Raw genomic sequence first — 22,955 nt, 5'->3', positions numbered from 1 at the left:
CCTAAATCGGCGTGTTGCGCGAGTGGTTCTTGGGAAACGTGTGGTAATGGCCGACCTCCGCGCCGACGGCCGCTTCGCGCCAGTGGTAGGAAAGGGGACTGTGACACACGCCGTCGACGAGGTGGTCGATCTCGTCAGTTCCCTGATCCGGTTCGACACCTCCAACACCGGCGAGCTGGCGACCACCAAGGGTGAGGCGGAGTGTGCCCATTGGGTGGCCGAGCAGCTCGGCGCCGTCGGCTACACATGCGAGTACATCGAGTCCGGAGCGCCGGGCCGAGGCAATGTCTTCGCCCGGCTGCCCGGCGCCGATCCCAGTCGCGGTGCGCTGCTGATCCATGGTCACCTCGACGTCGTGCCCGCTGAGCCTGCGGACTGGAGCGTGCACCCGTTCTCCGGCGCCGTCGAGGACGGCTATGTGTGGGGCCGCGGTGCGGTCGACATGAAGGACATGTGCGGCATGATGATCGCCGTCGCTCGGCACTTCAAGCGTGCCGGCATCGTGCCCCCGCGTGATCTGGTGTTCGCCTTCGTCGCCGACGAGGAGCACGGTGGCACCTACGGTGCGCAGTGGCTGATCAAGAATCGCCCCGACTTGTTCGACGGCATCACCGAGGCCATCGGCGAGGTGGGCGGCTTCTCGCTCACGGTGCCCCACAAGGACGGCGGGGAGCGCCGGCTCTACCTGATCGAGACCGCTGAGAAGGGGCTGTCCTGGATGCGCCTGACCGCCCGGGGTCGCGCCGGGCACGGTTCGATGGTGCACGACGACAACGCCGTCACCGCCGTCGCTGAGGCCGTCGCCCGCCTGGGGCGCCACCAATTCCCGCTGGTGTTAACCGATTCCGTGGAACAGTTCCTCGCCGCCGTGGCCGAAGAGACCGGCTACAGCTTCGATCTGGAATCGCCGGATCTGGACGGCACGATCGCCAAGCTCGGCGGCATCGCCCGCATCGTCGGCGCGACGCTGCGCGACACCGCCAACCCCACCATGCTCAAAGCCGGCTACAAGGCCAACGTCATCCCGCAGACCGCCGAGGCGGTCATCGACTGCCGGGTTCTGCCGGGGCGCAAGGAAGCCTTCGAGCGGGAGATCGACGAGCTGATCGGTCCCGACGTAACCCGAACCTGGGAACGTGACCTTCCCTCGTACGAAACCACGTTCGACGGCGACCTCGTCGACGCGATGAACGACGCGCTGCTGGCCGTCGATCCAGAGGCTCGGACCGTGCCCTACATGCTGTCCGGCGGAACGGACGCGAAAGCCTTTGCCAAACTTGGCATTCGGTGCTTCGGATTCATTCCGCTACGCCTGCCGCCCGAGTTGGACTTCGCCGCACTGTTCCACGGCGTCGACGAACGGGTACCCGTGGAGGCACTGCACTTCGGCACCCGGGTGCTCGAGCACTTCTTGAAGAACTGCTGAAGAGACAACGAAAGGAAAACCAGCACATGGCATTTCCGTACAACCCCTACGAATTCCTGCCCAAGCTGCCCAGTTTCACGCTCACCAGTACCGATTTCGCCGACGGCGAGCAATGGAAGAACGCTCAGGTCAGCGGCATCATGGGTGCCGGTGGTGAGGATGTCTCACCGCAGCTGAGCTGGTCGGGCTTCCCCGAGGAGACGCAGAGCTTCGCCGTCACCGTTTACGACCCCGATGCCCCCACGGGTTCCGGCTTCTGGCACTGGGCGGTGGCCAACCTGCCCGCCACCGTCACCGAATTGCCCTCCGGTGTCGGCGACGGCTCGGTTCTCCCGGGCGATGCGCTGACCCTCGTCAACGACGCCGGCATCCGCCGGTTCCTCGGCGCCGCCCCGCCGCAGGGTCACGGCTACCACCGTTACTACGTTGCCGTCCACGCGGTGAAGGTGCCGAAGCTGGAGCTGACCGAGGACGCCAGCCCGGCTTACCTCGGATTCAATCTGTTCATGAATTCCATTGCGCGCGCGGTCATTCACGGGACCTACGAGCAGAACTAACGCGCCGCCGACCCGACTGCTTCACTCAACGAGGAAAATCCGCCGGCATGCAGTCGGGCGGCGATACCGTCGTGGATCTCCTTGGCCCACAAGCCGCCGCCATAGATGAACCCGGTGTAGCCCTGCAGCAACGTCGCACCGGCGGTGATGCGTTCCCACGCGTCGTCGGCCGTCTCGATGCCGCCCACACTGATCAGCACCAGGTCCTTGCCGACCCGGCCATACAACCGGCGCAGGATTTCCAGCGACCGGCGCGCCACGGGGGGCCCGGAGATCCCGCCGGCGCCGAGCTGGTCGACGCCGGGCGTACGCAGGCCGGCCCGCGAGATCGTGGTGTTGGTCGCAACGATCCCGGCCAGGCCCAGCTCGACGGCCAGATCGGCGACGGCGTCGACGTCCTCGTCGGACAGGTCGGGGGCGATCTTCACCAGGACCGGCGTCGACGTCTCTTCCAGCACGGCCGACAGGATGGGCCGCAGCGATTCGACCGCTTGCAGATCGCGTAGGCCGGGCGTGTTGGGGGAGCTGACGTTGACCACCAGATAGTCGGCCAGCGGGCCGAGTAGTCGTGCGCTGGCACGGTAATCGTCGGCGGCTTCCTCCGGCGGGGTCACCTTCGACTTGCCGATGTTGACCCCGACGGGTGAATCGGGCCGGTAACGGGCCAGCTGCAACGCCAGCTGTCCGGCGCCGTGATTGTTGAAGCCCATTCGGTTGAGCAGCGCGCGGTCCTCGGGGAGACGGAACAGCCGCGGCAGTGGATTGCCCGGCTGCGGCTGCGCGGTCACCGTGCCCACCTCCGCGTAACCGAATCCCAATGCGCCCCAAGTCTTCAGGCCCAGACCGTCCTTGTCGAAGCCGGCGGCCAAGCCCATCGGGCCGGGGAATCGCACCCCGAACACCATGCTGGCCAGCACCGGGTCGCGGGGTGCGAGCCGGCGGCGCAACCTCTCGCGGGTGGCGTTGGTGGCCGTCGCGGCCCGCAGCGAGCTGAATACGAATGTGTGAATGCGTTCGGCAGGCACCAGGAAGAATGCCCGCCGCAGCGCGTCGTACATCACAGCTCGGGTTGGTCGGCGGCTTGACCGTTGAACCGAGACTTCTTGCGCCGCAAGAGGACTCGACGGCTACCGTCGGTATATAGGCGAACGCGAGTCAGCTCCCAGCCGCGGTACTCGGCTTCGATCGACAGTCGGGTCGACGCGCTGATGCGGGTGACGTCCGGCGGTAGCCGCAGGGGGATCCATTCGTAGTCATCGGACAGCTCGACTTCCCAGCTCGCCGGCATTCCGCCGCGATGCGCAGCGCTCACCGGCCACCCGCCGCGTTGCGGATGACCTGCACCCCGGCACCGGCCGCCGACACCACGTAAAGCGTGTCGGACTTGTCGTCGAAGGCCAACGAGTTCGGTTGCTGCACGGTCGGGTAACGCACCTTTTCCACAGGGATACCAGTCGTCAAATCGTAACCAACAACCATGTTCGACGCGGTCTGCGAAACCCAGGTCAGATTCCGCGATCCGGCCAACCCGTACGGCGCCTCCGGGACTGGGTAGGCCTGCCGCTCGATCAGGGGATCGACACCGAACACCAGCAGCTGACCACCGCGGGTGTCGGTGACGAGCACCCGCCCCTGCGGATCCGCCACCAGGGTGGTGGCGCCTTCACCGGCGCGCAACGACTGCTGGGTGCGGCCCTCGGTGTTCAGCGAGGTCACCGAGGTCTGCCCGCGGTCGAGGACCACGGCGTTGTTGCCCTCGGTGACCATGGCGTCGACCCGCGCGAAGATCTTCACCTTCTCCGACACGGCGCTGTCCGAGCCCAGGGTGTAGGCGGTTCCGTCGGCGCTGCCGAGCACCAGCCGGCCGTCGGCGCGGCGGGCGATGGCGGTGAAGTCGGTGCCGGCCTCATCGTTGATCGACACCGGCGTCGCGGTGCCTGCTGCCAGGTCGACGGTGACGTACCCACCACGGGTGGACAGGTATGCCGACCCCTGCCCGTCGCCGGCAAGCGCGCTGGCCGAGCCGGGCAAGGTGAGTTCACGGGGGACGCCGGAGGAGTTGAACAACGTCAGCGTCGCGGCGGCCTGGGCGTCGGCGCCCGGCGTGAGAACTGCCAGCGACCCGGTGCGTTCGTCGAAAACGGCGGCTTGCGGGTTTGCGCCGAGCGGCAGGATCTCACCAGTAGGACGAGTGGCCGGTGGCGGGGACACTGCGGGGCCGGCCGGTTCGATCGTCGGCGGCGCAGTGGCCAGCGGATTTGATGAGCAAGCAGTCGAGCTAGCGACCGTGAGCAGGGCAAACGCCGAAAAAATGGCCGTGTACCTGCGCAAGCTGGTCCGGTTTACGACTTCTGCCAACGGGTAGCCCCCGATTGTGTTCAAGATCGAGCGACTCAGTCGTCGCCACCTGTCGATCGGGAAGTCTAGGCGGACGCAGGGAAGACAAATCGACGTGTTTGTCTTCTCTTGTCCCGTAACTGGCGTTATGGTGAGCTCATGACGCTGGCCATTGACGGGCGAGAGTTCGCGATCGAAGACATTTCCACTGGTGTGTTCGCCAGCGGCTTCGGTCACCTCGGCGATGGTCGCAGCTTCTCTTTCTGGGTCCACCGCGGCCAGCTTCTGGTCGAGGTCTACCACCCGCGCCTGGCCGGTCCCGTGCCGCACGAGGAGGACGTGGTCGCGACCGCGGCCCGCAGCCTGACCGACTTCGACGTCGACGACGAGCGCAGCCTCACTGCGGCGGTGCGCGACGCGGTCGCCCACGCTCAACCGGTGCGCTGAGCCCCCAGCTCTATCCAGTACGGTCGGCGACGTGGATGTCGCGCCGATGTCGTGGTTGCAGGTCGTCGTCTTGTCGATCGTTCAGGGCCTGACCGAGTTCCTGCCCATCTCGTCGTCGAGCCATCTGGCGATCGTGTCCCGCGTTTTCTTCTCTGCGGATGCCGGCGCATCGTTCACGGCGGTGTCCCAGTTGGGCACCGAGGCCGCGGTGGTGGTGTACTTCGCCCGCGATATCTGGCGGATTCTCAAAGCCTGGTTCAACGGGCTGTTCGTCAAGGCCCACCGGGACAACATCGACTACCGGATGGGCTGGTACGTCATCATCGGCACGCTGCCGATCGTCGTGATCGGTGTGGCATTCAAAGAGGCGATTCGCGGCGAGGTCCGCAACCTGTGGGTGATCGCCACCGCGATGCTGGTGTTCTCGGCCGTGATCGCCGCCGCCGAGTACTTCGGCAAGCAGACCCGCCATATCGAGCAGCTGACCTGGAAGGACGGCCTGCTGGTCGGCTTGGCGCAGTGTCTGGCGCTGGTGCCGGGCGTGTCCCGGTCCGGTTCGACGATCAGTGCGGGCCTCTTCCTGGGCATCGACCGTCCGCTGTCAGCGAGATTCGGCTTCCTCCTTGGCATTCCGGCTGTCTTGGCCTCGGGTCTGTTCTCACTACCCGATGCCTTCCATCCGGTCACCGAGGGAATGAGCGCCACCGGGACGCAATTGCTGGTGTCGGTGGTCATCACGTTCGTCGTCGGCTACGCGGCGATCTCCTGGCTGTTGCGCTTCGTCGCCAACCACGCGATGTACTGGTTCGTCGGCTACCGGGTGGTGCTGGCGCTGGTTGTGATGGCACTGCTGAGCGCCGGTGTGGTGGCGGCCAGTTGACCGTCATCCTGTTGCGGCACGGCCGCTCGACGTCCAACACCGCGCACACCCTTGCCGGTAGGACCGAGGGCGTCGAACTCGACGAGAAGGGACAGGCCCAGGCCGCCGCTCTCGTCGACCGGGTCAAGGGCCTGCCGATCAAGGCGCTGGTGCGGTCCCCGCTGCTGCGCTGCCGCCTCACCCTCGAACCGCTGGCCGCCGAGCTCGACCTCGAACCGGTGATCGAGGAGCGGCTCGCCGAGGTGGATTACGGCCAGTGGACCGGTCGGGCGCTCAAGGACCTGGTGAACGAGCCGCTGTGGGCGGTGGTGCAGCAGCAGCCCAGCGCGGCCGTCTTCCCCGAGGGCGAGGGCCTGGCCCAGGTGCAGGCCCGCGCGGTGGCCGCGGTGCGCGAGCATGACCGCAGGCTCGCCGAAGAGCACGGTCATGACGTGCTGTGGGTTGCCTGTACGCACGGCGACGTGATCAAGGCGGTCGTCGCTGACGCGCTCGGCTCGCATCTCGACAGCTTCCAGCGGATCACCGCCGATCCGGCGTCGATGAGTGTGATTCGCTACACGCCGTTTCGCCCATTTGTGGTGCATGTCAACCACACCGGAGCCGAACTCGCGTCCGCGCTCAGTGCGCCGCCACCGGCGGAGGATGACAAGACCGCCGACGACGCCGTCGTGGGCGGGTCGACGGACTAGGGCCAACAGTCTCGCTTCTCCTCCGCCTCGTTCCTCGGCGGCATCGTCGACTCGACGGCGTCCAATTACAGCGCCGCTGCGTGAAGCCGGTATTTTGGAAATAACATGGCCCGCGCAATTCACGTCTTCCGCACACCCGACCGATTCGTCGCCGGGACCGTTGGGCAGCCCGGAAACCGGACTTTCTATCTGCAGGCAGTTCACGACAGCCGGGTCGTCTCCGTCATCCTGGAAAAACAACAGGTCGCGGTGTTGGCCGAACGCATCGGGGCGCTGCTGGTCGAGATCAACCGCCGGTTCGGCACGCCGCTGCCACCGGAGACCGATGTCGAGGACCTCAGCCCGCTGATCACCCCGGTGGACGCCGAGTTCCGGGTCGGCACGATGGGCCTCGGGTGGGACTCCGAGGCGCAGACCGTCGTCGTCGAACTGCTCGCCGTCTCCGAAACCGAGTTCGACGCCTCGGTGGTGCTCGACGACGCCGAGGAGGGTCCCGACGCGGTGCGGGTTTTCCTCACGCCCGAGTCGGCCCGGCAATTCGCCTCCCGCTCGACCCGGGTCATCTCCGCCGGACGTCCGCCGTGCCCGCTCTGCGACGAGCCGCTCGACCCGGAGGGGCACATCTGCGTGCGCACCAACGGATATCGGCGTGGCGCCCTCGGCGAGACCGACGACGATCTCGACTCGTGACCAACGCCGACGAGGCCTCGGCCCGCGATGCGCTGCGCTGCGGCGAGCTGACCATCCTCGGGCGGATCCGCTCGGCGAGTAACGCCACCTTCCTGTGTGAATCCACCTGGTCTGATCACACCGTGCACTGCGTCTACAAACCGGTCGCCGGTGAGCAACCGCTGTGGGATTTCCCCGACGGCACCCTGGCCGGCCGGGAGTTGGGCGCGTATCTGGTCTCGACGGCATTGGACTGGAACATCGTGCCGTACACCATCATTCGTGACGGTCCGGCCGGCCCCGGGATGCTGCAGCTATGGGTCGACCAACCCGGCGACAGCGGCGACAGCGAACCCGAAGGGCCCGACCTCGTCGACATCTGCCCACCGGGATCCATTCCGCCGGGCTACCTTTCCGTGCTGCGCGCCTACGACTACGCGGGCAACGATGTCACTCTGGTGCACGCCGACGATCAGCGACTGCACCGGATGGCGGTTTTCGACGTGATCGTCAACAACGCCGACCGAAAGGGCGGGCACATTCTGGCCGGCGTCGACGGCCGGGTGTACGGCGTCGATCATGGGGTGTCGCTGCACGTCCAGGACAAGCTCCGCACCGTGCTGTGGGGCTGGGCCGGCAAGCCGATCGACGACGAGACGCTGGAGTCGGTCGCCGACCTCGGTGAGGAGCTGGCCGGCCCGCTCGCCGACCAGCTGCGCGAACACATCACCCCGGCCGAGGTCGCGGCGTTGCGGCGGCGGGTCCGGACGCTGCTGGCCGAGCCCGTCATGCCGGGCCCTGACCGCCACCGGCCGATTCCCTGGCCGGCCTTCTGAGGAAGTGATACTGACCTGATGAGCATGACCGACGCCGCGCTGGCTGCCGACCTCGCCGAGGAGGCCGGCCGGCTGCTGCTGTCGGTGCGTGACGAGGTCGGGTTCAATTTCCCGCCGGCCCTGGGCGATGCCGGCGACGTGCGCGCCAATGCTCTGATCCTGCGCCGGCTGCGCGCCGAGCGGCCCGATGACGCCGTGCTCTCCGAAGAGGCCTACGACGACCTGAAGCGACTCCAGGCCGACCGGGTGTGGATCATCGACCCGCTGGACGGCACCCGCGAGTTCTCGATGCCGCGCCGGGCGGACTGGGCCGTCCACGTCGCGTTGTGGCAGCGCACCGGTGGACCCGACGGCAGAATCACCGACGCCGCCGTCGCGCTGCCTGCGATAGGCGAGGTGCATCGGTCGGACACCGTCACCGCCCCTCCGCCGGCGCCACCCGGACCGATCCGCATCACGGCAAGTTCCAATCGGCCGCCCGCAGTGCTGTGGCGGCTGCGGGATCGCCTCGACATCGAGTTCCTCCGGATCGGGTCGGCCGGCGCCAAGGCGATGGCAGTGGTGCGCGGCGACGCCGACGCCTACATCCACGCCGGCGGCCAGTGGGAGTGGGACTCGGCCGCCCCGGCCGGGGTGGTGCAGGCCGCGGGTCTGCACGCCACCCGGATCGACGGGTCGCCGCTGCGCTACAACCAGCCCGACCCGTACCTGCCCGACCTGTTGATGTGCCGGTCCGAGGTGGCCGATCTGCTGCTTGATGCCATGTGGCTGGCGAGCTAGGGAATCAAACCGGAACTTTCGTTGTCAGTGTCTTCGACAGAGTCCCGGTCACCACACCACCTGAGAGCGCCGTGAACAGCGAAACCCTTAGAGTCGAGGCCATGCAGTCCTGGCCGGCCGTCGACATCCCGCAGCTGCCCGGCCGTGGGCCCGCCCTGCGGTTGTATGACACCGCCGACCGTCAGGTCCGCCCGACGTCGCCGGGGGACACCGCGACGATGTACGTCTGTGGCATCACGCCGTACGACGCGACGCACCTGGGCCATGCCGCGACCTACCTGGCATTCGATCTCGTGTACCGGATCTGGCTGGACGGCGGACATCGGGTGCACTACGTGCAGAACATCACCGACGTCGACGACCCGCTGTTCGAGCGGGCCAACCGGGACGGGGTCGACTGGCGCGAACTGGGCGCCAGGGAGATCCAGCTGTTCCGCGAGGACATGACGGCCTTGCGGGTGCTGCCGCCGCACGACTATGTCGCCGCCACCGACACCATCGGCGAGGTCGTCGAGCTGGTTGAGAAGATGCTGGCGTCCGGGGCTGCCTATGTGGTCGACGACGCCGAGTACCCCGACATCTACTACCGCGCCGACGCGACCACCCAGTTCGGCTACGAGTCGGGCTACGACCACGACACGATGACGCGGCTGTTCGCCGAGCGCGGTGGCGACCCGGATCGGCCCGGCAAGGCCGATCCGCTCGACGCACTGCTGTGGCGGGCCGCCCGGCCCGACGAGCCCAGCTGGCCCGCGCCGTTCGGACCTGGGCGGCCCGGGTGGCATGTCGAATGTGCGGCGATTGCCTTGAATCGCATCGGCTTTGGTTTCGACGTGCAAGGCGGCGGCAGCGACCTGATCTTTCCGCATCACGAGTTCTCTGCCGCCCATGCCGAATGTGTGGTGGGGGAGCGTAGGTTCGCGCGGCACTACGTGCACGCGGGGATGATCGGCTGGGACGGGCACAAGATGTCCAAGAGCCGGGGCAATCTGGTTTTGGTGTCCCGGCTGCGTGAGCAGGGTGTGGATCCGGCCGCCATCCGGCTCGGCCTGCTCGCCGGGCACTATCGCAGCGACCGGTCGTGGAGCGCCGCGGTGCTCGACGAGGCCAGCACCCGGCTACATCGGTGGCGCGGCGCCGTCGCACTACCCGCCGGTCCGGATGCCGGCGACGTCATCGGCCGGCTGCGCCAGTACCTGGCCGACGACCTGGACACCCCCAAAGCGCTTGCTGCCGTTGATGGTTGGGTCACCGACGCGTTGGAGTACGGCGGCCACGACGACGCGGCGCCCGCCGCGGTCGCGGCCGCGGTCGACGCGCTGTTGGGTGTGCCGCTCTAGGTGTACTTTTGACGGCCATGGGTTCCGTCAACGACAAAGTCGTCTTCATCACCGGGGCTGCCCGCGGGGTCGGCGCCGATGTGGCGCGCCGGCTGCGGCGCAAGAATGCCAAACTCGTCCTGACCGATATCGACGCCGAGCCACTGGCTGAACTTGCCGCCGAACTCGGTACCGACCACGTGCTCACCGCCGTCGCCGATGTGCGCGACCTGGCGGCTATGCAGGCGGTGGCCGACCAGGCCGCCGAAAGGTTCGGCGGTATCGACGTCGTGGTGGCCAACGCGGGCATCGCGACATACGGGTCGGTACTGCAGGTCGATCCGGAAGCATTCAAGCGCCTGCTCGACATCAATGTTCTCGGCGTTTTCCACACAGTCCGCGCCACGTTGCCGTCGATCATCTCCCGTCGCGGTTACGTGCTGATCGTCTCGTCATTCGCGGCCTACGCCGCTTCGCCCGGACTCGCGCCGTATCACGCCGCCAAAGCCGGCGTCGAGCACTTCGCCAACACCCTGCGTCTGGAGGTGGCGCACCAGGGCGTCGACGTCGGCTCGGCGCACATGTCGTGGATAGACACCCCGATGGTGCAGGACGCCAAGAACGACCTCGCCAGCTTCAAGGAGATGCTCTCGCGGGTGCCCAAACCGCTGGGCAACACGACGAGCGTGGACAAATGCGGCGAGGCGTTCGTCAAGGGCATCGAGGAACGCAAGCGTCAGATCAACGTGCCCGGCTGGGTGAGCGCGTTCCGCTGGTTGAAGCCGCTGTTGTCAACGCCGTTGGGAGAGAAGCCGATCGCGGCGCTGGTTCCTCGCATCCTGCCCAAGATGGATGCGGAGGTGGCCGCGCTCGGCCGCTCGACCAGTTCCCGGTTGGAGGAGCTGGAAAGTCCCTGACCTACGGCGTCTTACAACGCGACGGCGCCGTAGTTGCCCACCTGCGAGCTCAGGAAGCGCAGCTGATCGGTGGCCGATCCCAGGGTCTGGTCGATCGCGGTCAGTCGTGCGGCGTAGTGGGCCACCGGGTATTCCGCGGTGACGCCGATACCGCCGTGCATCTGGATCGACTCCTGGGAGATGTGTTTGCCCGACCGCCCGATCTGCAGCTTGGCTCGGGCCGCGACCACGGGATCCAACCGGCCGTCGGTGATGCACATCGCCGCGTAGTAGTTCATGCTGCGGGCCAGTTCCAGCGAGACGTACATGTCGGCGGCCCGCTGGGTCAGCGTCTGGAATGTCTTGAGCGGCACTCCGAATTGCTTGCGGGCGTTCAGGTACTCCGTGGTCAGGCGCAGTGATTCATCCATGGCGCCAACAGCTTCGGCGCACAGCGCCGAGGAGTAACGGATCAGCGTCGCGTGGATTCGCTCACTGGCATCGCCGCCGTCGCCGAGCGGCTGCGCCGGGGTGTCGGCGAAGTCGATCTCGGCTCCGCGCTGCCCGTCGAAGGTTCGGTACGAGCGACGGGTGGTCGCTTCTGCGTCGACGAGGAATGCGCCGACGCCACCGTCGGGCAGGCTCGCAGTGACGACTAGAGTATCGGCACTGTCACCGGCCAGCACCGGATTCTTGCGACCGGTGATAGTCCACGAGTCGCCGTCTTTGGTTGCCCGAGTTGACAACTCGTCGAGGCCGCGCAGCCCCTTCTCGGTGTGGGCCAGTGCCAGCAGGCGCTCACCGGCGGCGACGTCGTCGAGCTGAGCGCGTTGTTGGTCGCTGCCGAGTTCGGCGATCAGGCCGCCCGGGATCAGTGCGGCGGCCGCGACCGGCTCAGGCGCAAGGCGGCGGCCGAGCTCGGTCATGACCACGATGATCTCGATCTGGCCGGATTCCTCGGGCTCGAAACCCAGTCCGAGAATGCCGATTTCGGCCAACTGGCGCCAAACCTCGCGGCTCCAGCCGAGCTCGGAGTCGACGGTCTTGTTGCGCGTCTCGATGTCGTAGGTGCGGGAGAACACCTCGCGAGCGGTGTCGCGCAGGAGTTCTTGTTCGTCGGTCAGGTCAAAGTTCATGGTCGGCCCTCTCCGCCGTTGATGTCACAGTCCCAGGATCGTCGAGGAAATGATGCTGCGTTGGACCTCGTTGCTTCCGCCGTAGATCGAGGTCTTGCGATAGTTCAGGTACTTCGGCGCCGCGTGCTGCGCCCACAGCGGAGATTCGATGTCGGCGCCGCCGTCGAACGGGAGCGCATCCGGCCCGGCCACCTCCACAGCCAACTCGGTGACGGCCTGCTGCAGTTGGCTGCCCCGGAGCTTGAGGATCGACGACGCCGGGTTCGGCTTGCCGGTGCCCTCGTCACCGCTGACCCGCAGCTGCGTGAGTTCCAGTGCCAGCAGCTCGTTTTCGATCTCGGCGACCTTTGCAGCGAACAGCGGATCTTCGAGCAGGCTGCCCGCGCCGACGCGGGTTTCGGCGGCGTGCTCTTTGACATCGGCCAGCCACAACTTGGTGGTGCCGATTCGCGCGATGCCGGTGCGCTCGTTGGACAGCAGGAACTTTGCGTAGCTCCAGCCCTGGTTCTCTTCGCCGACGAGCTGGTTGGCGGGCACCCGGACGTCGGAGAAGAACACCTCGTTGACCTCGTAGCTGCCGTCGATCAGCTTGATCGGCCGCAGCGTGATACCCGGGGTGTTCATCTCCACGAGAATGAAGGAGATGCCGGCCTGCTTCTTCGGCGCCTCCGGGTTGGTGCGGGCCAGCACGAAGATCCAGTCGGCGTACTGGCCGAGCGTCGTCCAGGTCTTCTGGCCGTTGATGACGTAGTCGTCACCGTCACGCACGGCGACGGTGCGCAGCGAGGCGAGGTCGGAGCCGGCTTCGGGCTCGGAAAAACCTTGGCACCACCAGATGTCGAGGTTCGCCGTCGGCGGCAGGAAGCGTTCCTTGATCTCCTGCGAGCCGAAGTGCGCGATCACCGGTCCGACCATGCTGGCGTTGAAAGCCAGCGGCTCGGGGACGCAGGCCATGCGCATCTCGTCGGCCCAGATCTGGCGCTGCAGCGGAGTCCAGTCCTTGCCGCCCCATTCGACCGGCCAGTTCGGCACGCCCAGGCCGGCCTTGTTCAGGATCCGCTGAGTCGTGATCGCGTCATCGGGGAAGTTCAGGCTGTCCGTGCGGGCCCGCTCGCGGATCTCGGCGGGGACTTCGGTGGTGAAGAACTCGCGCAGCTCGTCGCGGAACTTCACGTCCTCGTCACTGAGTGCCAGTTTCACGAGTCCAACCTCGATTCTTGTTACTCGGCAGTATCCATTGCACGTTAGCGCAGCCCTACCAACTGGTCGGCAGGACCTCCCGGCCACCGCGCAATTCTGTCAGGGGACGGTCATTGAATCCGAACATGAGTTCGATAGCCGAGGCGTTGGATGCGCTCGTCGCGGCGGCACCAACGCAGATCCGTGACGTCAGCCGCGAAAGCCCGGACCCCGCCGGCGCAGATACCGTTCGAACTCCGCGGCCAGCGCGTCACCGTCCACCTTCGACAACGCCTCGTTCATGTCCACCTCGGCGTCACCGCGCTGCTCGAGGGAGGCCACATACTCGGCGATCTCCTCGTCGTCGGCGGTCATCTCCGTGACGGCCTGCTCCCACTCCTCGGCCTGGGCAGGCAGGTCGGCCAGCGGCACCTCGATGTCGAGCACGTCCTCGACTCGGCGCAGTAGCGCGACGGTGGCCTTCGGATTGGGTGGCTGCGACACGTAATGCGGAACCGCCGCCCAGAACGTCACCGCCGGGATGCCCGCGGCCACACACGCGTCCTGGAACACGCCCGCGATTCCGGTCGGGCCCTCGTACCGGGTCTCCTCGAGTCCGAAGAACTTCGCCGATTCGGGAGAGTAGGCCGCGCCGGACACCGGAACCGGCCGGGTGTGCGGCGTGTCGGCCAGCAGTGCCCCGAGGATCACCACGGTGTCCACGTTCAGCTTGTCGGCGATCGCCAGCAACTCGGCGCAGAAGGTGCGCCACCGCATGTTCGGCTCGACCCCGTGCATCAGCACGATGTCACGGTCCGACCCGGGCGGCCGGCAGTGTGAGATCTGCATCGACGGCCACACCAGTTCGCGCGTCACCCCGTCGACCTGCCGGATCACCGGACGATTCACCTGGTAGTCGTAGTACGCCTCGTCGTCGATCTCGATGATCGTGTCGGCCTCCCAGATGGCGTCCAGGTGCTCGAGCGCGTCACTGGCAGCGTCACCGGCGTCGTTCCAGCCCTCGAAAGCCGCGACGATGATCGTGTTCTGCAATTCGGGCAGGTCCGGGCCTTTCGTGCCGCTGAAGTTCGAGGCTGTCACAACCTCAGCCTAAGGCTTGCTCGGCTCCGGTGAGCCTTCTCGGACCGACTACCCTGGTGTGTTGACGTGTGTGCGACTGCACGGGTTGGGCGTCCAGAAGTCGATTGCATGGCGACGTAGACTTTTCACCGTCGAGAGGCGTTGCAACGGATCCGGCCAGCTACCGGTGTCCGCCACGCTCGGCAGAGTCAAGGACGCCTTCCGTCATGGAAGGAACGTTTGTGAGCACCTCTGAGTCGAACGGCTTTGAGCCGAACCTCCGGCCCGACTGCACCGACGAACTGACGGCTGCGCTTCGCCGGCGGATCATGGTGATCGACGGCGCGATGGGCACGGCGATTCAGCGCGACCGGCCGGACGAGGCCGGGTACCGCGGCGAGCGGTTCGCCGACTGGCCGAGCGATCTCATCGGCAACAACGACCTGCTCACGCTCACGCAGCCGCACATCATCGAGGGCATCCACCGCGAATATCTCGAAGCCGGCGCCGACATACTGGAGACGAACACGTTCAACGCGAACGCTGTCTCGCTCTCCGACTACGGCATGCAGGAGCTGGCCTACGAGCTCAACGTCGCCGGCGCCGCCCTGGCCCGCACGGCCTGCGACGAGTTCAGTACGCCCGACAAGCCCCGCTACGTGGCCGGGGCCCTGGGGCCGACGACGCGAACCGCGTCGATCTCACCCGACGTCAATGACCCGGGAGCCCGCAACGTCTCCTACGACCAATTGGTCTCCGCGTATTTCGACGCCGCCAGAGGTTTGATCGACGGTGGTGCCGACCTGCTCATCGTCGAGACGATCTTCGACACCCTGAACGCCAAGGCCGCGATCTTCGCGATCGAGACGCTGTTCGAGGAGCGCGGACGCCGCTGGCCCGTCATCATCTCCGGCACCATCACCGATGCGTCCGGGCGGACGCTGTCCGGTCAGGTCACCGAAGCGTTCTGGAATTCGATCCGGCACGCGAAGCCACTCGCGGTGGGTCTCAACTGCGCGCTGGGCGCGCCGGAGATGAGGCCCTACCTCGCCGAGATGTCACGCATCGCGGACACCTTCGTCTCCTGCTACCCGAATGCCGGGCTGCCCAACGCCTTTGGTGAGTACGACGAGTCCCCGAAGCGTCAGGCCGGCTACGTCGCCGACTTCGCCGACGCGGGTCTGGTCAACATGGTCGGTGGCTGCTGCGGAACGACGCCGGCGCACATCGCGGAGATCGCCAAGGTCGTCGAGGGTAAGGCTCCGCGTGAGGTGCCGCGGATCGAGGTGGCCACCCGGCTTGCCGGCCTCGAGCCGCTCAACATCACCGACGACTCGCTGTTCGTGAACATCGGTGAGCGCACCAACATCACCGGCTCCGCCCGGTTCCGCAACCTCATCAAGGCCGAGGACTACGACACCGCACTGTCGGTGGCGCTGCAGCAGGTCGAGGTCGGTGCGCAGGTCATCGACATCAACATGGACGAGGGCATGATCGACGGCGTCGCCGCGATGGACCGGTTCACCAAGCTGATCGCGGCCGAGCCGGATATCAGCCGCGTCCCGGTGATGATCGACTCCTCCAAGTGGGAGGTCATCGAGGCGGGCCTGAAGAACGTGCAGGGCAAACCGATCGTCAACTCGATCTCGATGAAGGAGGGCGAGGAGAAGTTCATCCGCGAGGCCCAGCTGTGCCGCAAATACGGCGCCGCGGTCGTCGTGATGGCCTTCGACGAACAGGGCCAGGCCGACAACCTGGAGCGCCGCAAGGAGATCTGCGCGCGCGCCTACCGGGTCCTGACCGAAGAGGTCGGCTTCCCGCCCGAGGACATCATCTTCGACCCGAACTGCTTTGCGCTCGCGACCGGCATCGAAGAACACGCCTCCTATGGCATCGACTTCATCGAGGCCTGCGCATGGATCAAGGAGAACCTGCCCGGGGTGCACATCTCCGGCGGCATCTCGAACGTCTCGTTCTCGTTCCGGGGCAATAACCCGGTGCGCGAGGCGATCCACGCGGTGTTCCTGTTCCACGCCATCAAGGCCGGACTGGACATGGGCATCGTCAACGCCGGTGCGCTGGTGCCGTACGACTCGATCGATCCCGAGCTGCGGACGCGCATCGAGGACGTCGTACTCAACCGTCGCGAGGACGCGGCCGAACGCCTCTTGGAGATCGCGGAGCGCTTCAACAGCACGGAGAAGGGCGAAGACCCCGCGGCTGCCGAGTGGCGATCGCTGCCGGTGCGCGAGCGGATCACCCACGCTCTGGTCAAGGGCATCGACGCCCATGTCGACGATGACACCGAGGAACTGCGGGCCGAGATCGCCGCTGCGGGCGGGCGCCCGATCGAGGTGATCGAGGGCCCGCTGATGGACGGCATGAACGTCGTCGGCGACCTCTTCGGCTCGGGCAAGATGTTCCTGCCTCAGGTGGTCAAGTCGGCCCGGGTGATGAAGAAGGCTGTCGCCTACCTGCTGCCGTTCATCGAGGCGGAGAAGGAGGAGGCCGGTACCACCGGCTCCAAGGACACCAACGGCACGATCATCATGGCCACCGTCAAGGGCGACGTCCACGATATCGGCAAGAACATCGTCGGGGTTGTCTTGCAGTGCAACAACTTCGAAGTTATCGACCTCGGTGTGATGGTGCCCGCGAGCAAGATCCTGGAAGCGGCGAAGGAGCACGACGCCGACATCATCGGTCTGTCCGGTCTGATCACCCCGTCCCTGGACGAGATGGTCAACTTCGCAGCCGAGATGGAACGACAGGGCCTGGACATCCCGTTGCTGATCGGTGGTGCGACCACCTCGCGCGCCCACACCGCGGTGAAGGTGGCGCCGCGTCGCTCGGGCCCGGTGGTCTGGGTCAAGGACGCGTCTCGTTCGGTGCCGGTTGCCGCCGCGCTGCTGGATGCCAAGCAGCGGCCTGCCCTGTTGGAGGCCACCGAGAAGGATTACGCGTCCCTGCGCGAACGGCACGCGCAGAAGAACGAGCGCCCGATGCTGACTTTGGAGAAGGCGCGCGCCAACCGGACGCCGATCGAGTGGGACGGCTACACGCCGCCGGTGCCCGCGCAGGGCCTCGGCGTGCGGGAGTTCTTGGACTACGACTTGGCAGAGCTGCGCGAGTTCGTCGACTGGCAGCCGTTTTTCAACGCCTGGGAGATGAAGGGCCGGTTCCCGGACATCCTCAACAACCCGGCGTCGGGTGAGGCCGCCCGCAAGTTGTACGACGACGCGCAGGAGATGCTCGACACCCTGATCAAGGAGAAGTGGCTGACCGCCAACGGGGTGATCGGATTCTTCCCGGCGAACGCCGTCGGTGACGATATCGAGGTCTACACCGACGAGAGCCGGACCGAGGTGTTGACCACGTTGCGTAATCTGCGCCAGCAGGGCGAGCACCGCGACGGCATCCCGAACCGGTCCCTGGGTGATTTCGTCGCACCGAAGGACACGGGTCTGGCCGACTACGTCGGCGCCTTCGCCGTGACCTCGGGGCTCGGCGGCCAGGACAAGATCACCGAGTTCAAAGCAGATCACGACGACTACAGCGCGATCCTGCTGGAGTCGTTGGCCGACCGCCTGGCGGAGGCGTTCGCCGAGCGGATGCACCAGCGGGTCCGCAAGGAGTTCTGGGGATATCAGCCCGACGAGAAGCTGGACAACGATGCTCTGATCGGGGAGAAGTACGTGGGCATCCGCCCGGCCCCCGGTTACCCGGCCTGCCCGGAGCACACCGAGAAGGCGACGCTCTGGGAGCTGATGGACGTCAAGGAGCGCACCGGGATCGAGCTGACCGAGTCGATGGCGATGTGGCCCGGAGCCGCCGTCAGCGGTTGGTACTTCTCGCACCCGCAGTCGCAGTACTTCGTGGTCGGCCGGCTGGCGCAGGACCAGGTTGCCGACTACGCGCGGCGCAAGGGCTGGACGCTACAGGAGGCCGAGCGCTGGCTGGCCCCCAACCTGGGTTACAACCCGGAGGACTGATCGCGCCCGACGGGCGCAGGCAGCCAGGGCTGACGCCAACCTGGATACCCGGCGACCAGCGCGTCGGCTCCTGACGGTCCCCACGACCCCTGTTCGTAGATCTCGACCGGTGGTGGTGAATCGAGCAGCGGCTGCACGATCCGCCAGGTCTGCTCCACGCCGTCCTCTCGGATGAACTGGCTCGAATCACCGTGCATGGCGTCTCCGAGCAGTCGCTCGTACGGCTCGGGGGCCTCGGCCATTTCGTCGGCGAACACCAGGCTGAGGTTGACGGCGCGGGTGGCGTCGGCGCCAGACTCCTTGGCCTGCAACACCAGGTCCACGCCGGGGCTTGGGTCGATCCGGAAGATCAGCTCGTTCTGCTCGTCGATCGTGGGCAGGAATGGCAGCGCCGGCGGCCGCTTGAAAATCACCCGAATCTCGGTGGCCCGCAATGGAAGAGCCTTGCCCGCCCGGATGAAGAACGGCACGCCCGACCAGCGCCAATTGTCGATGTACAACTTCAATGCCGTGAACGTCTCGGTCTGCGAGTTCGGCGCGACGCCGTCGACCTCCAGGTAGCCGGCGTACTGGCCACGCACGTAATGCTTGGGGTCGGCAGCCCGGATGCACTTGAACAGTTCGACCCGCTTGTCCCGGAAGCCATCCGGGCCGCCACTGGACGGTTCGGCGGCGATCAGCCCGATCAACTGCAACAGGTGGTTCTGCACGACGTCGCGCAACGCTCCTACTGGATCGTAGAAGTGGCCGCGATCCTCCACGCCGAAGTTCTCGGCCATCGTGATCTGTACGGCCTCGATCCGGTCGCGGTTCCACAGCGGCTCGATGATCGAGTTGGAGAACCGGATGTAACGGATGTCCATCGCCGGTTCCTTGCCCAGGAAGTGGTCGATGCGGTAGATCTGCCATTCCTGCAGGTGGGTGCTGAGCTGGTCGTTGAGCGCCTTGGCCGACGAAAGGTCGTGTCCGAACGGCTTTTCCACCACGATCCGGGCGCTCGCGGTGAGGTCGGCACCGGCGAGGCCGTCCACCACCCGCCCGAACAGCGAGGGCGGGATCTCCAGGTAGAACACCGGATTGGCCCGCCCCTTGATCGCCGCAGCGACCTTGTCGTAGGTCGCCGGGTCGGCGAAATCACCGGAGACCATTGACAGCCGACCTGCGAAGCGGGCGAAGACGTCGTCGTCCACCGGTTCGCCGGTGGCCTCGATCGCGGCCCGGGCGTGCTCCCGCAGGGTGTCGGCGGACCAGTCGTCGAGCGCGACGCCGACGATCGGGCAGTGGAGAAGGTTACGGCGCTCCAGGCGGTACAGCGACCGGAACGTCATCTTCCTTGCCAGGTCCCCGGTGATACCGAAGATCACCAAAACATCAGCAGCAGAAGCATTCTCGGGCATCACTTCTTCTCCGCGTGGCCGCCGAACTCGCTGCGCATGGCCGAGCATATCTGGTCGGTGAACTGACCGAGCTGACGGGACTGGAAGCGCTCGTAGAGTGCGGTGGTGATGACCGGGGCGGGAATGCCTTCATCCACGGCGGCGAGCACCGTCCAGCGTCCTTCGCCGGAATCGGACACCCGCCCGGAGAACTGGTCGAGATCCGGTGATGCGGCGAACGCGTCGGCGATGAGGTCGACCAGCCAGGACCCGACCACCGATCCACGACGCCACACCTCGGCAACCTCACCGACGTTGATGTCGTACTGGTAGGCCCACGGGTCGCGCAGCGGAGTGGTCTCGGCGTCGACCACGCGATCGACTGTGCCCGCATTGGCATGCTTGATGATGCTCAGGCCCTCGGCGATGGCCGCCATCATCCCGTACTCGACACCGTTGTGAACCATCTTCACGAAGTGCCCGGCACCATTGGGGCCGCAGTGCAGGTAGCCCTCGGGTGCGGTTCCGCCTGCGTTCGCAGGCCGGTTCGGGGTGGGCTCGGCGGTACCGACGCCCGGGGCGATGGTTTTGAAGATCGGATCGAGGCGGGCGACCACATCCGTCTCGCCGCCGATCATCAGGCAGTAGCCGCGGTCAAGCCCCCACACGCCGCCGCTGGTGCCGCAATCGACGTAATGCAGGTCACTTTCGGCAAGCCGTTGCGCCCGGGTGATGTCGTCGCGGTAGTACGAGTTGCCGCCGTCGATCACGGTGTCGCCGGCCGAGAGCAGCGGGACGAGGGCGTCGAGGGTCTCGTCGACGATCGCGGCGGGCAGCATCAGCCAGATCGCCCGCGGGCCGTCCAGCCTGCCGACGAACTCCTCGAGGCTGGCTGCGCCGGTTGCGCCCTGCGCTTCCAGTTCGCTGACGGCGGTCGGGTTCACGTCGTACACCACGCAATCGTGGCCGTCCCGCATCAACCGGCGAACCAGGTTCGCTCCCATTCGACCCAAACCGACCATCCCGAGTTGCATAGCGTCACCCTAGTGATCCCACGGCAGCAAACTCGCCGGATTCGAAGTCCTCGCCGCGCGCGTGGCACAATCGTGGGCGTGCGAGCGGTCTTGTGGGATATGGACGGCACTCTGGTCGACTCCGAAAAGCTTTGGGACGTCGCGATCAACGAGCTCTACACCCGTCACGGACGGGTATTGACACCCGAGATCCGCGACGCCACCGTGGGTGGTTCGGCCGACGGCGTGATCCGCATCGTCTTCGCGGACCTGGGTTTGGACCCTGACCCGGAGCACATGGCGCAGATCGCCGACTGGATGCACGACTACGTCGGCGAGCTGTTCACGAGCGGGCTGCCCTGGTGCCCCGGCGCCCGAGAGCTGCTCGATGCGTTGCTGGCCGAGGGCGTGCCCATGGCGCTGGTGACCAACACCCGCCGGGGACTGACCGAGAACGCCCTCAACAGCATTGGCAGGCATTATTTTTCGGTGACGGTCTGCGGTGACGAGGTACCCGACGGCAAGCCCGCACCGGACGTCTACCTGCGTGCCGCTGAACTGCTCGGGCTCATGGCGGAGGATTGTCTGGCCATCGAGGATTCGACCACCGGAACGGCGGCCGCCGAAGCGGCGGGCTGCCCAGTGCTGGTGGTGCCCAACGAGGTCGAGGTGCCGGTCAGTGTCCGTCGGCGCCACGTTTCATCACTCGCAGGCCTGGGCATTCCGCAGCTGCGACAGATCTACACAGACCTGCAGTTGGGGCTACGCGAACGCTCGGCGTAACGGCTGACCGATATCGGCGTGGTGTGGCTGCGACTGTGCAATCGTAGTCGGCACCAGAGTTTCGCAGTGCTGCGGAAAGGACGCCTCATGGCCGGCCAAGGACCCACCAGCGACTCACCCACGGGACTTGAGGATGCGGAATTCTCCTCGGGCGGCACGGCGGTCCGGATAGCCTCGGTGGCCGCCCTGGGCGGTCTGCTCTTCGGCTACGACAGCGCCGTCATCAACGGCGCGGTCGACTCGATCCAGGAAGACTTCGGCATCGGCAACACCGAACTCGGCTTCGCGGTCGCGTCGGCCTTGCTCGGCGCCGCCGCCGGTGCGATGTCCGCAGGCCGGATCGCCGACCGCATCGGCCGCATCTCCGTGATGAAGATCGCCGCGGTGTTCTTCCTCATCAGCGCGATCGGCACGGGATTGGCGCCCAACGTCGTGACGGTCGTCATCTTCCGGATCGTCGGCGGCATCGGCGTCGGCATCGCCTCGGTGATCGCGCCGGCGTATATCGCCGAGACGTCTCCGCCGCGTATCCGCGGCCGGCTCGGCTCACTACAGCAGCTCGCCATCGTGTCGGGCATTTTCCTGTCCTTCGTCGTCAACTGGCTCTTGCAGCACGCTGCAGGTGGCCCGAACAAGGAACTGGCGCTCGGGCTGGACGCCTGGCGGTGGATGTTCTTGGCGATGGCCCTGCCCGCGGTCCTCTACGGCGCGCTGGCGTTCACCATTCCGGAATCGCCGCGCTATCTGGTCGCCAGCCACAAGATTCCCGAGGCTCGGCGCGTTCTGACGATGCTGCTGGGCGAGAAGAACCTCGAGATCACCATCAGCCGCATCCGCGAGACGCTGGAGCGCGAGGACAAGCCGTCGTGGCGGGATCTGCGCAAGCCCACCGGCGGGTTGTACGGCATCGTCTGGGTTGGCTTGGGACTGTCGATCTTCCAGCAGTTCGTCGGTATCAACGTGATCTTCTACTACTCGAATGTGCTGTGGCAGGCCGTCGGATTCGACGCCGACCAGTCGGCCATCTACACCGTGATCACCTCGGTGGTGAACGTGGCGACCACGCTGATCGCCATCGCGCTGATCGACAAGATCGGGCGCAAGCCGCTGCTGCTGATCGGCTCGTCCGGCATGGCCGTCACCCTGATCACGATGGCGGTCATCTTCGCCAATGCGACGCTGGTCGACGGCAAGCCGAGCCTGCCGGGCGCGTCCGGGGTGATCGCCTTGATCGCCGCGAACCTCTTCGTGGTGGCGTTCGGCATGTCCTGGGGACCGGTCGTATGGGTGTTGCTGGGCGAGATGTTCCCGAACCGCATCCGTGCGGCCGCGCTGGGGCTGGCCGCGGCGGGGCAGTGGGCGGCGAACTGGTTGATCACCGTGACGTTCCCCGGCCTGCGCGAGCACCTGGGCCTCGCCTACGGGTTCTACGGCCTGTGCGCGGTCCTGTCGGGACTGTTCGTGTGGAAGTGGGTCCAGGAGACCAAGGGCGTCTCGTTGGAGGACATGCACGCCGAGGTGCTACACGTGGACAAGCCGCCGGCGCACTCCGGCTAGCCG

At 66.6% G+C, this 22,955-nt stretch carries 21 protein-coding genes; 13 read left to right on the top strand and 8 right to left on the bottom strand.

Annotated features, from left to right (window positions below; all coding sequences use genetic code 11):
- Positions 1 to 46: 46 nt before the first annotated feature.
- A complete protein-coding gene (locus AB431_RS18460) occupies positions 47 to 1,426 on the top strand; it encodes a M20/M25/M40 family metallo-hydrolase (RefSeq protein ID WP_047331163.1) in 1,380 nt (459 codons plus the stop codon).
- Positions 1,427 to 1,452: 26 nt separating this feature from the next.
- Positions 1,453 to 1,983 (top strand): YbhB/YbcL family Raf kinase inhibitor-like protein, encoded by a 531-nt coding sequence (locus AB431_RS18455; protein WP_047331162.1) that lies wholly within the window; start codon positions 1,453 to 1,455, stop codon positions 1,981 to 1,983.
- Here AB431_RS18455 and AB431_RS18450 read toward each other — a convergent pair.
- From AB431_RS18450 to AB431_RS18440, 3 genes are read right to left on the bottom strand one after another with little or no spacing between them, the layout of a single operon-like run.
- Positions 1,980 to 3,041 carry a quinone-dependent dihydroorotate dehydrogenase gene (locus AB431_RS18450; RefSeq protein WP_047331161.1) on the bottom strand — a complete coding sequence of 354 codons (1,062 nt, stop codon included), beginning with the start codon at positions 3,039 to 3,041 and terminating at the stop codon, positions 1,980 to 1,982. The genes AB431_RS18455 and AB431_RS18450 overlap by 4 nt on opposite strands.
- Positions 3,041 to 3,295 (bottom strand): DUF5703 family protein, encoded by a 255-nt coding sequence (locus AB431_RS18445; protein WP_071943661.1) that lies wholly within the window; start codon positions 3,293 to 3,295, stop codon positions 3,041 to 3,043. Before AB431_RS18445 ends, AB431_RS18450 begins: the two co-directional genes overlap by 1 nt.
- A complete protein-coding gene (locus AB431_RS18440) occupies positions 3,292 to 4,278 on the bottom strand; it encodes a YncE family protein (RefSeq protein ID WP_144418492.1) in 987 nt (328 codons plus the stop codon). The genes AB431_RS18445 and AB431_RS18440 overlap by 4 nt, the downstream gene beginning before the upstream one ends.
- A 201-nt stretch (positions 4,279 to 4,479) precedes the next feature.
- On the opposite strand from AB431_RS18440, the gene AB431_RS18435 reads away from it, so the two are divergent.
- The 8 genes from AB431_RS18435 (at position 4,480) to AB431_RS18400 (ending at position 10,857) form a co-directional block, all read left to right on the top strand.
- Complete coding sequence (locus AB431_RS18435; protein ID WP_047331159.1) at positions 4,480 to 4,767, top strand: hypothetical protein; 288 nt, start codon at positions 4,480 to 4,482, stop codon at positions 4,765 to 4,767.
- 46 nt (positions 4,768 to 4,813) lie between these two features.
- A complete protein-coding gene (locus AB431_RS18430) occupies positions 4,814 to 5,647 on the top strand; it encodes an undecaprenyl-diphosphate phosphatase (protein ID WP_047333553.1) in 834 nt (277 codons plus the stop codon).
- The gene (locus AB431_RS18425; protein WP_047331158.1) at positions 5,644 to 6,336 is read left to right on the top strand and encodes a histidine phosphatase family protein; all 693 of its coding nucleotides are present in this window, start codon (positions 5,644 to 5,646) and stop codon (positions 6,334 to 6,336) included. Before AB431_RS18430 ends, AB431_RS18425 begins: the two co-directional genes overlap by 4 nt.
- A 105-nt stretch (positions 6,337 to 6,441) precedes the next feature.
- Positions 6,442 to 7,026, top strand: a complete 585-nt coding sequence (locus AB431_RS18420; protein ID WP_047331157.1) for a DUF3090 domain-containing protein — start codon at positions 6,442 to 6,444, stop codon at positions 7,024 to 7,026.
- Positions 7,023 to 7,841 carry an SCO1664 family protein gene (locus AB431_RS18415; protein WP_047331156.1) on the top strand — a complete coding sequence of 273 codons (819 nt, stop codon included), beginning with the start codon at positions 7,023 to 7,025 and terminating at the stop codon, positions 7,839 to 7,841. The genes AB431_RS18420 and AB431_RS18415 overlap by 4 nt, the downstream gene beginning before the upstream one ends.
- A gap of 18 nt (positions 7,842 to 7,859) precedes the next feature.
- The gene (locus AB431_RS18410; RefSeq protein ID WP_047331155.1) at positions 7,860 to 8,621 is read left to right on the top strand and encodes a 3'(2'),5'-bisphosphate nucleotidase CysQ; all 762 of its coding nucleotides are present in this window, start codon (positions 7,860 to 7,862) and stop codon (positions 8,619 to 8,621) included.
- Between the two features lie 101 nt (positions 8,622 to 8,722).
- A complete protein-coding gene (gene mshC, locus AB431_RS18405) occupies positions 8,723 to 9,961 on the top strand; it encodes a cysteine--1-D-myo-inosityl 2-amino-2-deoxy-alpha-D-glucopyranoside ligase (protein WP_047331154.1) in 1,239 nt (412 codons plus the stop codon).
- A 17-nt stretch (positions 9,962 to 9,978) separates the two neighbouring features.
- The gene (locus AB431_RS18400; RefSeq protein WP_047331153.1) at positions 9,979 to 10,857 is read left to right on the top strand and encodes an SDR family oxidoreductase; all 879 of its coding nucleotides are present in this window, start codon (positions 9,979 to 9,981) and stop codon (positions 10,855 to 10,857) included.
- A gap of 11 nt (positions 10,858 to 10,868) precedes the next feature.
- Here AB431_RS18400 and AB431_RS18395 read toward each other — a convergent pair whose 3' ends face one another.
- The 3 genes from AB431_RS18395 to AB431_RS18385 all read right to left on the bottom strand — a co-directional run bounded on the left by AB431_RS18395 (position 10,869) and on the right by AB431_RS18385 (position 14,252).
- Complete coding sequence (locus AB431_RS18395; RefSeq protein WP_047331152.1) at positions 10,869 to 11,972, bottom strand: acyl-CoA dehydrogenase family protein; 1,104 nt, start codon at positions 11,970 to 11,972, stop codon at positions 10,869 to 10,871.
- A gap of 24 nt (positions 11,973 to 11,996) precedes the next feature.
- Positions 11,997 to 13,172: an acyl-CoA dehydrogenase family protein gene (locus tag AB431_RS18390; RefSeq protein WP_047331151.1), complete on the bottom strand. Its 1,176-nt coding sequence runs from the start codon at positions 13,170 to 13,172 to the stop codon at positions 11,997 to 11,999.
- Positions 13,173 to 13,361: 189 nt separating this feature from the next.
- Positions 13,362 to 14,252 carry a PAC2 family protein gene (locus AB431_RS18385; protein ID WP_047331150.1) on the bottom strand — a complete coding sequence of 297 codons (891 nt, stop codon included), beginning with the start codon at positions 14,250 to 14,252 and terminating at the stop codon, positions 13,362 to 13,364.
- 206 nt (positions 14,253 to 14,458) lie between these two features.
- Here AB431_RS18385 and metH point away from each other — a divergent pair, with 206 nt between their 5' ends.
- Positions 14,459 to 18,223 (top strand): methionine synthase, encoded by a 3,765-nt coding sequence (metH, locus tag AB431_RS18380; protein ID WP_047331149.1) that lies wholly within the window; start codon positions 14,459 to 14,461, stop codon positions 18,221 to 18,223.
- On the opposite strand, the gene zwf is transcribed toward metH, so the two are convergent.
- Positions 18,205 to 19,620 (bottom strand): glucose-6-phosphate dehydrogenase, encoded by a 1,416-nt coding sequence (gene zwf, locus AB431_RS18375; RefSeq protein WP_047331148.1) that lies wholly within the window; start codon positions 19,618 to 19,620, stop codon positions 18,205 to 18,207. The two genes, metH and zwf, sit on opposite strands and share 19 nt — an antisense overlap.
- The gene (gene gnd, locus AB431_RS18370) at positions 19,620 to 20,633 is read right to left on the bottom strand and encodes a phosphogluconate dehydrogenase (NAD(+)-dependent, decarboxylating) (protein ID WP_047331147.1); all 1,014 of its coding nucleotides are present in this window, start codon (positions 20,631 to 20,633) and stop codon (positions 19,620 to 19,622) included. The genes zwf and gnd overlap by 1 nt, the downstream gene beginning before the upstream one ends.
- Positions 20,634 to 20,711: 78 nt before the next feature.
- Between gnd and AB431_RS18365 the strand changes: the two genes are divergently transcribed.
- Entirely contained in the window at positions 20,712 to 21,395 is a 684-nt protein-coding gene (locus AB431_RS18365) for an HAD family phosphatase (RefSeq protein ID WP_047333552.1), read from the top strand.
- A gap of 87 nt (positions 21,396 to 21,482) precedes the next feature.
- The gene (locus AB431_RS18360; RefSeq protein ID WP_047331146.1) at positions 21,483 to 22,952 is read left to right on the top strand and encodes a sugar porter family MFS transporter; all 1,470 of its coding nucleotides are present in this window, start codon (positions 21,483 to 21,485) and stop codon (positions 22,950 to 22,952) included.
- Positions 22,953 to 22,955 lie beyond the last annotated feature (3 nt).

The organism is Mycobacterium sp. EPa45 (assembly GCF_001021385.1).
In the GTDB taxonomy this organism is placed as follows: Bacteria; Actinomycetota; Actinomycetes; order Mycobacteriales; family Mycobacteriaceae; genus Mycobacterium.
Note: the sequence above shows the minus strand (reverse complement) of the source record. Positions and strands in the feature narration are given on the sequence as shown.